Origin of the sequence: Hoeflea sp. (assembly GCF_039975035.1) — a bacterium.
GTDB lineage: Bacteria > Pseudomonadota > Alphaproteobacteria > Rhizobiales > Rhizobiaceae > Hoeflea.
This window is the reverse complement of record NZ_JBDWHW010000252.1, coordinates 18,704-34,317: the sequence shown is the minus strand read 5'-3', so window position 1 is coordinate 34,317 and position 15,614 is coordinate 18,704. Positions and strand designations below refer to the sequence as shown.

The 15,614-nt window shown below is 62.5% G+C and carries 12 protein-coding genes; 7 read left to right on the top strand and 5 right to left on the bottom strand.

Annotated features, from left to right (window positions below):
- The 7 genes from ABJN75_RS22665 to ABJN75_RS22635 form a co-directional block, all read left to right on the top strand.
- Positions 1–1,310, top strand: a 1,310-nt coding sequence (locus ABJN75_RS22665; RefSeq protein WP_348441896.1) for a replicative DNA helicase, incomplete at its 5' end; no start/stop codon positions are given.
- A 9-nt stretch (positions 1,311–1,319) separates the two neighbouring features.
- Complete coding sequence (gene alr, locus ABJN75_RS22660) at positions 1,320–2,453, top strand: alanine racemase (protein ID WP_348441895.1); 1,134 nt, start codon at positions 1,320–1,322, stop codon at positions 2,451–2,453.
- 169 nt (positions 2,454–2,622) lie between these two features.
- The gene (radA, locus tag ABJN75_RS22655; protein WP_348441894.1) at positions 2,623–4,032 is read left to right on the top strand and encodes a DNA repair protein RadA; all 1,410 of its coding nucleotides are present in this window, start codon (positions 2,623–2,625) and stop codon (positions 4,030–4,032) included.
- A 63-nt stretch (positions 4,033–4,095) separates the two neighbouring features.
- Positions 4,096–4,656: a CvpA family protein gene (locus ABJN75_RS22650; RefSeq protein ID WP_348441893.1), complete on the top strand. Its 561-nt coding sequence runs from the start codon at positions 4,096–4,098 to the stop codon at positions 4,654–4,656.
- A gap of 51 nt (positions 4,657–4,707) precedes the next feature.
- Positions 4,708–6,174, top strand: coding sequence for an amidophosphoribosyltransferase (gene purF / locus ABJN75_RS22645; RefSeq protein ID WP_348441892.1), 1,467 nt, complete (start codon positions 4,708–4,710; stop codon positions 6,172–6,174).
- A 6-nt stretch (positions 6,175–6,180) separates the two neighbouring features.
- Positions 6,181–6,921, top strand: a complete 741-nt coding sequence (locus tag ABJN75_RS22640; protein ID WP_348441898.1) for an SDR family NAD(P)-dependent oxidoreductase — start codon at positions 6,181–6,183, stop codon at positions 6,919–6,921.
- Positions 6,922–7,050: 129 nt separating this feature from the next.
- Complete coding sequence (locus ABJN75_RS22635) at positions 7,051–9,309, top strand: AMP-binding protein (protein WP_348441891.1); 2,259 nt, start codon at positions 7,051–7,053, stop codon at positions 9,307–9,309.
- A 48-nt stretch (positions 9,310–9,357) separates the two neighbouring features.
- Here ABJN75_RS22635 and pssA read toward each other — a convergent pair whose 3' ends face one another.
- The 5 genes from pssA to ABJN75_RS22610 form a co-directional block, all read right to left on the bottom strand.
- Positions 9,358–10,245 carry a CDP-diacylglycerol--serine O-phosphatidyltransferase gene (gene pssA, locus ABJN75_RS22630; RefSeq protein ID WP_348441890.1) on the bottom strand — a complete coding sequence of 296 codons (888 nt, stop codon included), beginning with the start codon at positions 10,243–10,245 and terminating at the stop codon, positions 9,358–9,360.
- Between the two features lie 31 nt (positions 10,246–10,276).
- Positions 10,277–10,975 carry a phosphatidylserine decarboxylase gene (locus ABJN75_RS22625; protein ID WP_348441889.1) on the bottom strand — a complete coding sequence of 233 codons (699 nt, stop codon included), beginning with the start codon at positions 10,973–10,975 and terminating at the stop codon, positions 10,277–10,279.
- A 169-nt stretch (positions 10,976–11,144) separates the two neighbouring features.
- Positions 11,145–13,040: an ABC transporter ATP-binding protein/permease gene (locus ABJN75_RS22620; RefSeq protein ID WP_348441897.1), complete on the bottom strand. Its 1,896-nt coding sequence runs from the start codon at positions 13,038–13,040 to the stop codon at positions 11,145–11,147.
- Positions 13,040–13,441: a metalloregulator ArsR/SmtB family transcription factor gene (locus ABJN75_RS22615; protein WP_348441888.1), complete on the bottom strand. Its 402-nt coding sequence runs from the start codon at positions 13,439–13,441 to the stop codon at positions 13,040–13,042. Before ABJN75_RS22615 ends, ABJN75_RS22620 begins: the two co-directional genes overlap by 1 nt.
- Positions 13,442–13,484: 43 nt before the next feature.
- Positions 13,485–15,527 carry a LysM peptidoglycan-binding domain-containing protein gene (locus ABJN75_RS22610; RefSeq protein ID WP_348441887.1) on the bottom strand — a complete coding sequence of 681 codons (2,043 nt, stop codon included), beginning with the start codon at positions 15,525–15,527 and terminating at the stop codon, positions 13,485–13,487.
- Between the last annotated feature and the right edge of the window lie 87 nt (positions 15,528–15,614).

Here is a 15,614-nt window from a genome sequence, read left to right as displayed (position 1 = left end):
TGGGCAAGACCGCCAACCCGGTGACGATCAAGACCTTCCTGCCCGCCGATTCCAAGGTCGGCGACATGACGGTGGCGCAATATCTCGCCCGCCTCGCCTCCGAAGCCGTGACCATCATCAATGCCGAGGATTACGGTCGCGCGATTTATGATCTGGCCCAGCGCCGGGCGCTGATCTCGATCGGCGAGGACATGGTCAACATCGCCTTTGATGCACCGCTCGACATGCCGCCGGGCAGCCAGATCGAGGACGCCGAGCGCCGCCTGTTCGAACTTGCCGAAACCGGCCGCTACGACGGCGGCTTCCAGTCGTTCAACGATGCGGTGTCGCTGGCCATCGACATGGCTGGCGCCGCCTATCAGCGCGATGGCGGCCTGTCGGGCATTTCCACCGGAATCAGCTCGCTCGATGCCCGCATGGGCGGTTTGCAGCACTCCGACCTTATCGTGCTTGCCGGACGTCCGGGCATGGGCAAGACCTCGCTCGCCACCAACATCGCCTTCAACATCGCCCAAGCCTATGAGGGTGAAGTGCAGGCCGATGGCTCGATGAAGGCCAAGAACGGCGGCGTGGTCGGTTTCTACTCGCTGGAAATGTCGGCCGAACAGCTCGCCACCCGTATCATTTCCGAGCAGACTGAAATCTCCTCGTCAAAGATCCGCCGCGGCGAAATTTCCGAGGCCGACTTTGAAAAGCTGGTCGGCTGCTCGCAGATGATGCAGAAAATCCCGCTCTACATCGACCAGACCGGCGGTATTTCCATCGCCCAGCTCTCAGCCCGGGCCCGGCGGCTCAAGCGCCAGCGCGGGCTTGATGTGCTGGTGATCGACTATATCCAGCTGATGACCGGTTCCGGCAAATCCAGCGACAACCGGGTGCAGGAAATCACCCAGATCACCACCGGACTGAAGGCGCTGGGCAAGGAGCTCAATGTCCCGATCATCGCCCTGTCGCAGCTCTCGCGTCAGGTGGAAAGCCGCGAGGACAAGCGCCCGCAGCTCTCCGACTTGCGTGAATCGGGCTCGATCGAGCAGGACGCCGACGTCGTGCTGTTCGTGTTCCGCGAGGAATATTACGTCAAGAACGGCGAGCCGCGCCGCTCGCCCGACGAGGTCGTCGCCGACATCAAGACCCCGGAATATCTGGCCTGGGAAGAAAAGATGCTGAAGGTGAAGGGCACCGCCGACGTGATCATCGCCAAGCAGCGCCACGGCCCCACCGGCACCGTGCAATTGGGCTTCCAGGCGGAATTCACCCGGTTTGCCGATCTGGCCGACAATTCCTACAACCAGTTTGTCCACGACGAATAGGTCTGTGTTTTGACCTCATCCGCCAGCAGCTTTGAAAACGGTTCCCCGTCCGCCGCCACAACGCGCCTGAGCGTTGATCTGGGCGCACTTGCTGATAACTGGCGGAAAATGCGTGATCTGTCCGGCAGCGCCCGTTGCGGCGCCGCGGTAAAGGCCAATGGCTATGGAACCGGCGCCGATCGGGTGGCGCCGAGACTGGCGCGCGAGGGGTGCAGGGATTTTTTCGTCGCCGATGCCAATGAGGGCGCAGCCCTGCGGCCATTGCTCCCGGACGCGCGCATCTACGTGCTGAACGGCGTTTTCGAAGGGTCGTTCGCGCAAACGCTGGCGCATGATCTGATTCCGATCATCAATTCGCCGGAACAGGCCGGCTTCTGGTGCGCGAACGCGGATGGGCGCGCCTATGCCTTGCATGTCGACACCGGCATGAACCGGATGGGACTGACGCCCGAACAGGCAGCGGCCCATTCGCAAAGCAGCGCGCCGCCCCCCTGCCTGGTGATGAGCCATTTTGCCTGCGCCGACGATCCCGGACATCCGCTGAACGCCCGTCAGATCAAGCTGTTTGACAGCATCCGATCCTGTTTTCCCGGGATCGAGGCGAGCCTCGCCAATTCCGGCGGCATTTTTCTTGGCGCAGCCGTCCATCACGATCTGACGCGCCCGGGCATTGCGCTCTACGGAGGCGAGCCGGTGTCAGACATGCCCAACCGGATGCGCACCGTTGTCACGGCCCAAAGCCGCGTGCTTGTCATCAGAAGTGCCAAGACCGGTGAGTCGGTGAGCTACGGCGCTGCGTACAATTGCACCCGCGACAGCCGGATTGCGGTCTGCGGCGTGGGCTATGCCGACGGCTTTCACCGCTCGGCCTCGGGCGCCGGCGTGCCGCTGCGTTCCGCGGTACCCCAGGGCGCCTACGGCGCAATCAACGGCGTTCGTGTTCCGGTGGTCGGCAAGATCACCATGGACCTGACCATGTTCGATGTGACTGACCTGCCCGAAGATGCCGTCAACACCGGCGACTGGATTGAACTTCTGGGTCCGACCATCAATGTCGAAGAGGCAGCCCGCGCCGCCGGAACCATCAGCTATGAGTTGCTCACCAGTCTCGGGCGTCGACATGCCCGCAGCTATGTCGCCTGAATTGCAACGGATTGAGCACTCCGGAATTAAGCGCTGCCCTTGGTGAGAACCGGTGCGACCGTTACCAGCCTCCACCGGCTCGCTTCAATGACCACAAAAAGGAGAACAAACAGTGGACAAACCGCCATCTTCCTGACAAACCGGCAACAGCAACAAAGGGACCCGAGATTTGGCCAAGACCCGTACTCAATTCGTCTGCCAGTCCTGTGGCACCATCCATTCCCGATGGGCAGGGAAATGCGATGGCTGCGGCGAATGGAACACCATTGTCGAAGATGATCCGGCCGGCGGCATCGGCGGCGGCCCGGGAGCTGCAGCGCGCAAGGGCCGTGCGGTGGCGCTGGCCAGCCTTTCGGGTGAAATCGAGGAAGCGCCGCGCATCTCCACGCTTGTCGGTGAACTCGACCGCGTCACCGGCGGCGGCTTCGTGCGTGGCTCGGCGGTGCTGGTCGGCGGCGATCCCGGCATCGGCAAATCGACGCTTCTGATGCAGGCCGCCGCTGCTCTCGCCCGGCAGGGCCACCGGGTCATCTATGTTTCGGGTGAGGAGGCGGTCGCCCAGGTGCGACTGAGAGCGCAACGGCTGGGTGCGGCTGATTCGGGCGTATTGCTTGCCGCCGAAACCAATGTCGAGGACATTCTCGCCACCCTGGCCGATGGCAAACGTCCCGATTTCGTCATCATTGATTCGATCCAGACCCTGTGGAGCGATCTTGCCGGATCGGCACCGGGCACGGTTACCCAGGTGCGAACCGGCGTGCATGCCATGGTGCGCTACGCCAAGCAGACCGGAGCCGCCATGGTTCTGGTCGGCCATGTCACCAAGGACGGGCAGATCGCCGGTCCCCGCGTGGTCGAGCACATGGTCGATGCGGTGCTGTATTTCGAAGGCGACCGCGGCCATCACTACCGCATCCTGCGCACCGTCAAGAACCGCTTTGGCGCGACCGACGAGATCGGCGTTTTCGAAATGTCGGACAAGGGGCTGCGCGAAGTCGCCAATCCGTCGGAGCTGTTTCTGGGCGAACGCAATGCCAAATCGCCGGGTGCGGCGGTGTTCGCCGGCATCGAGGGCACCCGGCCAGTGCTGGTCGAGGTCCAGGCCCTGGTCGCTCCCTCAAGCCTGGGCACGCCGCGCCGCGCCGTCATCGGCTGGGATTCGTCGCGGCTGGCGATGATCCTGGCGGTGCTCGAAGCCCATTGCGGGGTGCGGCTTGGCAGCCATGATGTGTATCTCAATATCGCCGGCGGCTACCGGATCAGCGAACCGGCGGCCGATCTGGCAGTGGCGGCCGCCCTTGTTTCCTCGCTCGCCGGGCTTGCCCTTCCCGCCGATTGCGTCTATTTCGGCGAAGTCAGTCTGTCGGGAGCCATCAGGCCGGTTGCGCAAACGGCTTTGCGGTTGAAGGAATCCGAGAAACTGGGGTTCGCCAACGCAGTGTTGCCGTCAGGTTCAGCCGATCTGCCGTCCAAATCCGGCGCGGGTTTGTCCCAGATGGAAACGCTGGCGGATCTGGTGGCCCGCATTGCCGGTTCCAAAGCTGCGCTTGTGACCGAAGGCGACGTGGACGAAAACTGAATTCAGCCCATCCGGGCGCCTTAAGCGGCGATCATGGGCAGAGCCTGAACGGAACGCGATTAAATGCCTATTACCCTTCTCGACGGCATCCTGCTCGGCATCACCCTGTTTTCGGCGGTGCTTGCCATGGTTCGCGGCTTTTCTCGCGAGGTTCTGGCCGTGGCGTCCTGGATCGCAGCCGCTGCCGCGGCCTATTTCCTCTACCCGATCCTTACCCCGTTTGCCTTGAAATACACCTCGTCCGACAAGGTCGCGATGATCGGATCGGCCGCCGTGGTCTTTCTTATCGCCCTGATTCTAGTGTCCTATATCACCATGCGGATTGCCGATTTCATTATCGACAGCCGCGTCGGCGCGCTTGACCGGACGCTGGGCTTCGTCTTTGGTGCGGCCCGCGGCGTTCTGCTTGTTGTTGTCGCCATGCTGTTCTTCAACTGGCTGGTGGCGGCGCCGAAACAGCCTGAATGGGTTACCACAGCGAAATCGAAGCCGATGCTCGATTCGCTTGGCACAAAATTGATCAACATGTTGCCCGATGATGCGGACGCAACGATCCTTGAGCGCCTGCGCGGCAAAGGTACCGATGAACCTTTGGCCGAAGACGCCCCCGCGACAAGCGGATGACTGATTCCGTCCGGGACCAATCCGGCCGGTTGATATAAAGGTTCGACACCGATGACTGACACTGGCATGACACCGGTCGACAACGAAGCCGACTGTTTCCATGACGAATGTGGCGTGTTCGGAATTTTCGGCAAGTCCGAAGCCGCCGCCGTCGTGACCCTGGGCCTTCACGCGCTCCAGCATCGCGGCCAGGAGGCCGCGGGCATTGTCGCCTTCGATGGAACGCAATTTTCCGTCGAGCGCCATGTCGGGCTGATCGGCGACACCTTCACCAAGCGCTCGGTGATGGACCGGTTGCCTGGCGACCGCGCCATCGGCCACACCCGCTATTCCACCACCGGTGGCGAGGGCCTGCGCAATGTCCAGCCGTTCTTTGCCGAATTTGCCGGCGGCGGTTTCGCCATCGCCCATAACGGCAATATCACCAACGCGCTCACCGTCCAGCGCGAACTGCAAAAGCGCGGCTCGATCTTCTCGTCGACATCCGACACCGAAACCATCCTGCATCTGATCGCCGTCAGCGAAAAAACCCGGATCGTGCCGAAGTTCATCGATGCGCTTTCGCGGATTGAAGGCGCATATTCGCTTGTCGGCCTGTCCGAGAAGAAGATGATCGGCGCGCGCGACCCGCTCGGTATCAGGCCGCTGTGCATCGGCGATCTCGACGGCGCCTATATCCTGGCGTCGGAGACCTGCGCGCTCGACATTATCGGCGCCCGCTTTGTCCGCGACGTTCAGCCCGGCGAGGTGGTGGTGATCACCAGCAAGGGAATCGAGAGCCATTTTCCCTTCGAGAAACAGTCGCCACGCTTGTGCATTTTCGAATACGTCTATTTTGCCCGTCCCGACTCGACCATCGAGAACCGCAATGTCTACGAGGCGCGCAAGAAGATCGGCGAGGAACTGGCCAAGGAATGCCCGGTCGATGCCGATGTCATCATTCCGGTTCCCGATTCGGGCACACCGGCGGCCATCGGCTTTTCCCAGCAGACAGGCCTGCCTTTCGAACTCGGCATCATCCGCAACCATTACGTCGGTCGCACCTTCATCGCGCCGTCGTCCGAGATCCGCCACATGGGCGTCAAGCTCAAGCTCAATCCCAACAAGAACATGATTGAGGGCAAACGCGTGGTGCTGGTTGACGATTCCATTGTCCGCGGCACCACAAGCCAGAAGATCGTGAAGCTGGTGCGCGAAGCCGGCGCGCGGGAAGTGCATATGCGCATCGCCTCCCCGCCAACCATGTCGTCGTGCTTCTACGGCGTCGATACCCCGGAGAAATCCAAGCTTCTCGCCTCACGCATGTCGGTCGACGCCATGGCGGACTTCATCCGGGTGGACAGCCTCGGCTTCGTCTCGATCGATGGTCTTTACCGGGCCGTGCGCGAACCGGGCCGCAATGCGGAATGCCCGCAATTCTGCGATGCCTGTTTTACCGGAGACTACCCGACAGTCCTCACCGATCAGGAAGATCTGGACAATGTGCGCGGCTTGTCGCTGCTGGCCAACAACGGATAAACTGGGATCATGGCATTGCTTGAAGGACGTATCGCGCTGGTCACCGGCGCTTCCCGCGGAATCGGTTACGCGACCGCGCTGGCGCTCGCCAGACAGGGCGCTCATGTGATCGCGGTGGCCCGCACCTCGGGCGGTCTCGAGGAACTCGATGACGCGATCCAGGCAGATGGCGGAAGCGCCACGCTGGTACCGATGGACCTGACCGACATGCCGGCCATCGACCGGTTGGGCGCCGCCATCAATGACCGCTGGGGCAAGCTCGACATTCTCGTCGCCAATGCCGGCGTGCTCGGTGTCATCTCTCCCGTCGGCCATGTCGAAGCCAAGGTGTTCGACAAGGTGATGACAGTCAACGTCACCGCCACCTGGCGGGTGATCCGCTCGGTCGAACCACTGTTGATCAAATCCGATGCCGGCCGCGCGCTGATCCTGTCCTCCGGCGTGGCCCACTCCGCACGCGCCTTCTGGGGCCCTTACGCCGCATCAAAGGCCGCAGTCGAGACCCTGGCGCGTGTCTGGGCGGCGGAAACCGAGAAGACCTCGCTCAAGGTCAATTCCATTGACCCCGGAGCCACCCGCACGGCAATGCGGGCGCAGGCTTTTCCGGGCGAGAAGCCCGAAACCCTGCCGCATCCTGCCGAAGTTGCCGCCAAACTGGTGCCGCTCTGCGGACCGGACTGCACCGTGACCGGCAAGCTGTTCCGCGTTGCCGAAAACCGCTTCTTCGATTACCGGCTGCCCGAATAGCGCCACGGCTCCACCGCACGACCAACTGACAGCTTCCATTCACACAAGATCGGCTCTAGGCTTCCCGGGTGAGGCATTTGACTGATCGGCGTGCGGGTGCGGATCAGGATGAGGTGGAGGAGACCGCTCATGGCGGGTTTGGCAGCGACGCTGATCATTGTATTGCTGGCTGCGGGGCTGGTGGCCAGCCTGTGGACCGCGCGCCATCGCCAGGCAAGCCTGCCGCAGGCGGTTGCCCTGGTCAAACTGAAGACCCTGTTCCGGCTGCGCCTGCCCGCAAGCCTTGGCTCCAGGCCGGCCGATACCGGTTCACGCCGCCCGGCGATCCATGTCTATTCCCGTCAATCCGGGCTCGATGCGGCTGTGCTGTGGTCGGTGCTTGACCGAGAATGCCTGCATGTGCTGCACGAGGACGACCAGCGCTCGCTGGTTCTGTTCGGCATGCGATTGTTCGCCCGCACCGCTCCCGCCGGCGACACCGGCGCAATCGAGACCGCTCTTGCCGCGGGCACGCCGGTGACGCTTGCCTTTCCGCCTTCGATCGAACCGGCGCCGGAAACCCTGGCGCGATACAAGTCGCTGTCAGCCCTCGCGCGCAAGCACAAGGCGCAGATGTCCGCCCTGCACGTCACCGGATCGAGGTTCTCGCGCTGGTCGGCACTGCCGGGCACCGAGGCTCCGCGTCACATACTGCCGCGTTTCACGCTGACCGGGTCCGACAGTCTTGATTTCGACGACATCGGCCCGCTGGACAATGGCGCCAGCGCGCCACGCGATGAAGACCGTGTGCATGATCTCATGGCGCTTGCGCGGTTTCGCGGCAACGACTTCGATCGCGGCCTGTTCCTGGCGTTTCGCGACGCCGCCGACCGTTATGGCAAGGCCGGCCCCGTGCTCGAAGACGCACTTGGCGGCAGGTTGAGCTACAAAAAGCTCTTGATCGGGGCACGGGCGCTGGGCGTCCGGTTCGAGAAAATGAGTCTGCCCGGCGAAGCACTGGGGATACTCCTGCCCAATGCCAATGCGGTGATGGTCGCCTTTCTGGCGCTTCAGTCCGCCGGGCGGGTCGCGGCCATGCTTAATTATACTGCGGGGTCGGCGGCACTAGTCTCGGCCCTGTCGACGGCAAAAATCCGCACCGTTCTCGCCAGCCGCGCCTTTGTCGACAAGGCCGGCCTCGAGGCCCAGGTGGCCGCCATCGAGCAAGCCGGTGTCAACATTGTCTGGCTTGAGGATCTGCGCGAGACCATCACGGCTCTGGAAAAGGCCGCCGCGTTCCTCAACTGGCGCAGACCAATCCGGCCGGTCAAGGCGTCCGATCCGGCGGTGATCCTGTTTACCTCCGGCTCCGAGGGCACGCCCAAGGGTGTGGTGCTCTCGCACGCCAACCTGCACGCCAATGCCGCGCAGGCCGAAGCCCGCATCGACATTTCGGTGCGCGACAAGCTTTTCAACGTGCTGCCGGTGTTCCATTCCTTTGGACTGACGGGAGGAGCCATCCTGCCGCTGCTCTTCGGCGTCAAGCTGTTTCTCTACCCCTCGCCGCTGCACTACCGGATCATTCCGGCAGTGGCGCGCGAGATCAAACCCTCGATCATGTTCGGCACCGACACGTTTCTGGCAGGCTATGCCCGCACCGCCGGAACCACAGATTTTCAAAGCCTGCGGCTGATCGTGGCGGGTGCCGAGGCGGTGCGGGCGCAAACCCGCCAGGTTTACCAGGAACGCTTTGGCGCCATCATCATCGAGGGTTTCGGCATGACCGAGGCCGCACCGGTCGCCGCGGTCAATTCCGGCAGCCATTTCAGGGACGGCACAGTCGGGCGTCTGCTGCCGGCGATGGCGCTCAGGCTCGAGCCGGTCGAAGGTATCAACGAGGGCGGCAGGCTGTTCGTCTCCGGCCCCAACGTCATGCTCGGCTACATGCTTGCCTCGGACCCCGGCAAACTCCAGCCGCTGGTGGGCGGCTGGCATGATTCCGGCGATATTGTCGCCGTCGACGAGGACGGCTACATCGCCATCCGGGGACGCGCCAAGCGCTTTGCCAAGATTGCCGGCGAGATGATCTCGCTCGGCGCCATCGAAATGATGGTCCAGAAGCTCTGGCCGGAGGATTTTCATGCCGCCGTCGCCGTGGAAGACAGCCGCAAGGGCGAGCGCATCGTGCTGGTGACGACGAGGATGCCGGCGCTGCGCGAGGAGTTGCGCGACTACTCACGCCGCTTCGGCGCCACCGACCTGATGGTGCCGGGCGAAATCGTCAATGTGGCCCAGATCCCGGTGCTGGGTTCCGGCAAGACCGATTACGTCACCGCCCAGAAGATCGCCGACGAGTGGGTTCTCTCCCACCGCAGAAACAGCGACGCCACACAGGATGAGCGGTTTTAGAGCACCGTACGGATACTCTAGCCCCCTCACCCGGCATGAGCGTTTCGGTCAGTCTCCCGCGTTGTCGCTGGATTGTCCAACTTCCCCGGCAGCTTCTCCGCTGACATCCTTTGACTCGTTGAGGCGTGATTTCGGCCCGTATTTGCGCGACCAGGCCCGGGCGCCGAATGGCAGTGTCGCCAGATAGGCGATTGCCGTCAGGGTCAGCGTTTCCCAGGTGAAGCTCATCAGCAAGGACACATAGACAACGGCTATGAGGATGAAAGGCATCACCAGATCGCGGCGCACGCCGCCACTGATGCCCTTGCCGGAAAACACCGGCACCCGGCTCACCAGCAAAAATCCGATAAACATCGTGTAGGCAGCGGCAGCGAAGCCGGTGCTCTTGTCGATCGGCATCCCGAGAAACCCCAGATAGACCGGCAACAGCACCAGCAGAGCGCCCGCAGGCGCGGGTACACCGACAAAATAGTAGCTTTGCCAGGCCGATTTGACCGGGCGCTCGGAAATGACATTGAAGCGCGCCAGCCTCAAGCCTGCAGCGATGGTAAAGACGATAGCCGCAATCCAGCCGAAGGAACGGGCCTGATCGAGAATGAAGACATAAAGCACCAGCGCCGGGGCGACACCGAAATTGACGATGTCGGCGAGCGAATCCATCTGCGCGCCGAATTTGGTCTGGGCTTTCAAAAGCCGCGCCACCCGCCCGTCAACGCCATCCAGGAACGCCGCGATCAGCACCATGGCCACCGCCATCTCGAAGCGGTTCTCGAAGGCCAGACGAATGCCGGTCAGGCCCGCGCAGATCGCCAGAACGGTGATCAGGTTGGGAATGAGCATCCGGAACGGGATTTCGCGCAGCCGCGGACCGCGCCCCTCGTCGAGCCCTTCTTCTTCCGGACCGTGAGGTTCAAAAGGCGGAAACGGCGTCTGCATACATTCTCCCCTGGTGTCAGGATCAGCAAGCCTAATCGCGGCGGCTGACCACTGGTCCCTTGTTCGATTCAAATTCGGCGAGCGTGGTTTCTCCGGCGATCGCGGTCTGTCCGACGCTGACCAGTGAACGCGCCGAGGCCGGCAGGAACACGTCAAGCCGCGAGCCGAACCTGATCAGTCCGAAGCGTTCGCCAGCGTCCAGCCGGTCGTTTTCATCAGCCCAGCACAAAATCCGCCGCGCCACCAGTCCCGCAATCTGGACAACACCGATCTGGCCATGACCGGTCTCAAGCACCAGCCCGCTGCGCTCATTTTCGCTGCTCGCCTTGTCAAGTTCGGCGTTGAGAAACGAGCCTTTGGAATAGACCTTGCGCACGACGCGGCCTTTGACCGGCGCGCGGTTCACATGACAATCGAACACGTTCATGAACACTGAAATGCGCAGCATCTCATCCGAACCCAGTCCCAGTTCCGCCGGCGGCATCATCCGCACCACCGACGACACCCTGCCATCGGCCGGGCTGATCACCAGATCATCGTCAAGCGGCGTGACCCGCTCCGGATCGCGAAAGAAATAGGCGCACCATGCAGTCAGCACCAGACCGATCCAGAACAGCGGATCGGCGATCAAACCCAGAAGCACCGAGGCAACGAAAAAACCGGCGACGAACTTGTAGCCCTCGCGGTGAACCGGAACCAGCGCATTGCGAACGCTGTCGATGATACTCATGATGTCATCCCTGAAGTGTCTGTTGGCCGTGACTACATCAAATTAGGCCAAAGGGGAAACCACTTTAAGGGCCCAGGTCGGCGCGATGGCAACAAATCCTGGCACCGGCCGGATGTTGGAGACTGGCGGCCGGCATCGAACTGCCGGCCGAAGCGTCCCGAAACCTGGGTCAGGTTTCGCCGATCTCCGATGTGCGCCTGCGGGTAACAATGCCCATTTCGTCATTCTCACGCATCCGCTTGAGTTGCTCCTCGGCTTCGGTTGCCTCACGCTGGCGATCCCACATCGAGCCATAGAGGCCATTTTGCGTCAGAAGCTCGGCGTGTGTGCCGCGCTCGGCGATCACGCCGTCCTTGAGCACGATGATTTCATCAGCGCCGACAACCGTGGACAGCCGGTGAGCGATGACCAGGGTTGTCCGCCCCCTGGAGACGAAATCGAGTGCGGCCTGGATTTCCTGTTCGGTCGCGGTATCGAGCGCTGACGTCGCCTCATCAAGGATCAGGATCGGCGGTGCCTTGAGAATGGTACGGGCGATGGCAACGCGCTGCTTTTCGCCGCCGGAGAGCTTCAACCCGCGCTCGCCGACCATCGCTTTGAAACCTTCGGGCAGAGAGCGGATGAACCCGCCGATCTGAGCAAGATCCGCCGCCCGATCGATTTCCTTGTCGGTCGCGTCGATGCGGCCATAGCGGATGTTGTAGGCGATGGTGTCGTTAAACAGCACCGTGTCTTGCGGCACCATGCCAATGGCGGCGCGGAGGCTTTTCTGCGTCACATCGCGGACGTTCTGCCCGTCGATGGTGATGCGTCCCGACTGGATGTCGTAAAACCGGTACAAAAGCCGCGAGATCGTCGATTTTCCGGCCCCCGAAGGCCCGACAATGGCGACGGTCTTGCCGGCAGGCACCTCGAAGGAAATTCCTTTCAGGATCGACCGCGCCGGGTCGTAGCTGAAATGAACGTCGTCAAACCGGATCGCCCCCTGATCGACAACCAGGGGCTTTGCATCAGGCGCGTCGGTCACCTCGGGCTCGACATCGAGCAGCGCGAACATCTGTTCGATGTCAGTCAGGCCCTGCCGGATTTCACGGTAGACGAAGCCGATGAAGTTGAGCGGCACCGAAAGTTGCATCAGCATGGCGTTGATAAAGACGAAATCGCCGATGGTCTGCTCGCCGGCCTGAACCGCAAGCGCCGACATCACCATCATCACTGTCATGCCGAGCCCGAAGATCACGCCCTGGCCGGTGTTGAGCCAGCCGAGCGATGTCCAGACCTGGGTCGCCGACTTCTCGTAGGAGGCCATCGATTTGTCGAAACGCCGCGCCTCCATCTCCTCATTGCCGAAATATTTCACGGTCTCGTAGTTGAGCAGCGAATCGACCGATTTGGTGTTGGCGTCGGTATCCGACTGATTCATCGAACGGCGGATGGAGATGCGCCAGTCCGATGCGCGCACCGTAAACCAGATGTACAGCCACACGGTGACTGCAGTGACGGCAACATAACTCCAGCCATAGGCGACGCCGAAGATGATGGCGGTCAGGCCGAATTCAATGAGCGTCGGTGCTGTGTTGAGAATGGTGAACCGGACAATGGTCTCGATGCCCTTGGTGCCGCGCTCGATCACCCGCGACAGACCGCCGGTGCGGCGCTCGAGATGAAACCTCAGCGACAATTCGTGCATATGGACAAATGTCTTGAACGCCAGTTGCCGCACCGCGTGCTGACCGACCCGGGCAAACAGGGCGTCGCGCAACTGGTTGAAGCCCCATTGCACGATGCGCACGACATTGTAGGCGATCACCAGCATCACCGGCGTGGCGATCAATGCAGGCAGCCAGCTCGCGGCGGGCGAGCCGCCGTTCAGCGTATCGGTCGCCCATTTGAAGAAATACGGCACCGAGATCAGCACGATTTTCGACAACAGCAGGAAAAGCGTTGCCCACAAAACCCGCATCTTGAGATCCGGCCGGTCTGCCGGCCACATATACGGCCACAGGTTTTTCAGTGTGCCGAACGGGTTTCCTTGGTCAGCGGATACTGTCTTGGTAGCCAAAATCAAATGTCCTTTTGCCCGGCGGCCTGTGCGGATATGCCCGGCTTGGGTTGCCGGTCGCGGTGGTCGTCATCGCCGGCATGCTCGCATCCGCAGCCGCAGCATTGATCGAGAGTTTGTCCGATGACGCCAGCCAGTTCACGCACGGAGGCAGCGTTGATGGTGTAGCAGGAGCGTTGCTGTTGGGGTCGGTAACTGACCAGTTCTGCCTCGACCAGAATCTTGAGATGCTGCGACACCGTCGACTGCGCCAGCCCGGCGCGCCGCACCAGATCCTTGACGCAGCAGCTGTCGGCTGCCCCCAGTTGCCGCAGAAGACGCAGCCGCGCAGGATGGGCCAGCGCCGCAAGCTTGCGCGCCACTGTCTCGTCTGTCGCAGAGATATCCGGATCAATAAACTTCATCGTTCATCGGCGATACACGATGAAAGAGTATCGGTCAACAGCATCAGGGACGTTTTGAACCGTCCAGCAACTGCTGATGCAACGCCTCGGCATTGTCCAGCGGGCTTTCGGGAACGGAAAACACCTGGCCGGGCTTGATCCGGTCCGGATCCTGGATCTGCGACCGGTTCGCCACATAGATGGTGGTGTAGCGAACACCCTGGCCATAGGTCCGCCGGGAGATCTGCCACAGCGTGTCGCCGCGTCGAATGATCACGGCACCGGGCGTCGAGGCCAGCGGCGCCTGCACGATGGTGCGCGGCTCGTCCTTCGTGCCACCACTGGCTGCGGCGGGCTCCGGGGCGTTGGCGGCGGCCACAGTGATGCTGGCCGGCCTGGACAATGCCGTTTCCGCATCCTTGAGCATTTCGCGCATTCTTGCGGGATCGGCAATCAGATCGACATCATTTGGCGTGGAAGACTGGTCCGCCCCCTCGGCAACAGGCGGATTGATCACCGTCAGCGCGGCTTCCGCCTGCGCCCGCATCGACTGCGCCATTGCCATGGCGTCATCGCTGCTGCCGGCGGGGAGGTCAGCCGTCGCAGCGGCCTTGAGTTTGGCGACCGCATCTTCATAGGCACCAGTCACAGCGTTCGTCTCAGCCGTCTCGGGCGCGGAAACCATTTGTCCAAGCCGCGACAGCGCTTCGAAAGACTCCTCGCGCATTTTCGAAAGGCCGGCGATGTCGGGCAGGATTAAACCCTGCGGGGCCGCGGACTTGCCGGAGTCTGAGCCGCCCGATGCGCCCTCGGACGGCGAAACCGCTGCCAGTGTGTCGCCTTCCGGACGGTTGAACGGCACGGTTGCCCGCAACACCGTCTCCTGTCCGCCAGGTTCCATCAGGTCGGCGTTGATGATGTGATCGCCAACGCTCAGTTCCGTGGTCGCCTCGATGATGAACCTGCCGGTTTCGTCAGCTTGCGCTGTCCCGATCACCACGCCGTCAGCCGAGACCCGGACTGAATATCCAGGCGTCGCCGAACCGGCAATGAAAATGCGCCCGCCTTCGATTTCCACGGCGTCAACGCGCACCTTTGCGTCGGCGGACAGGACGGACGACGCCGGGTCAGCAGCCGCCCCGGGAGCGGCCATGGCGATCTCCGCAGCCGCTTCAGGTTGCGCAACGTCCGGTTCGGTCCGGGACGCGTCAGCGGTGGGCCCGTCTACATTCGCTGCTCCGGCAACCGGGGCGGTTTGATCGCTGGCCGCGACCTCCGCTGCCGGTGCGTTTCCAGCTCCGGCCTCGGGGGCGGAAGTGGTCAGCAACGAGGAAGCGTCCGGCAGCGCCGGTGTCTGGATGGCTGGCGACGCGGTGGAACCGGCATCTGCAGCCTCGGGCGCTGCTTCAGTCGCGGTTTGCGTTTCGGATGCAACTTCGCTGCCGGCGTTCTGCTGTGCGGGCGAAACCGTTTCACCAAGGACGCTCTCCGGCGCGGCGGATGCCGTTTCCACCGGTTCGCTGCTCGCCGCAGCCTCAGGCTGCGCGATGATCCGGCTTGCCTTGCCCGGTTTGCTCACCATGGCCAGCAACTCCCCGCTGGCGTCCTTTGGCACCGAAACCGTGGCGATCTCTTCGGAGAGACGCGTTTCACCGCCTTCACCAATAATCTGCAGCGTCAACTGATAGTCGCCGGTCGCAAGCGGCGTGTCGAGAACCGCGGCAAAATCACCGCTCGGCCCGACCTGTGTCGAGGCAATCACGGTCTCGCCGTTCATGATGTTGAGCGTGGTTCCAGGTTCGGCCTTTCCGGCGATCACGGTGGAGCCGTCTGGTTCAACCCTGAGCACATCGAAACTCGGCGCGATCCAGGCATCCGCCCCGACAGGTTCGACGGGTTCGGCGCTGGCAACTTCAGTGGTTGGCGTTTCGGGCTGCGCCGATGGCGGCTGTGTCGCATCGCCCTCAGCCAGACTGGACGCCGGCGCGGACTGGGTGGCCGTTTCGCCGCCGGTTTTGAAGATCTTGGGCGCGACAAAAAATGCGCCGATCGCCGCAGCGACCGCAAACCCTAAAAACGCCAGAAACCCAGCATTGCTCTTGTTCATATCATGCTCCGTGAAACCGGCAAAACCCCGGCTATTTGCGCAAAACCTATCTGGTTTGCATAAGCCGCACAAGAAAAAGCAGGGTGC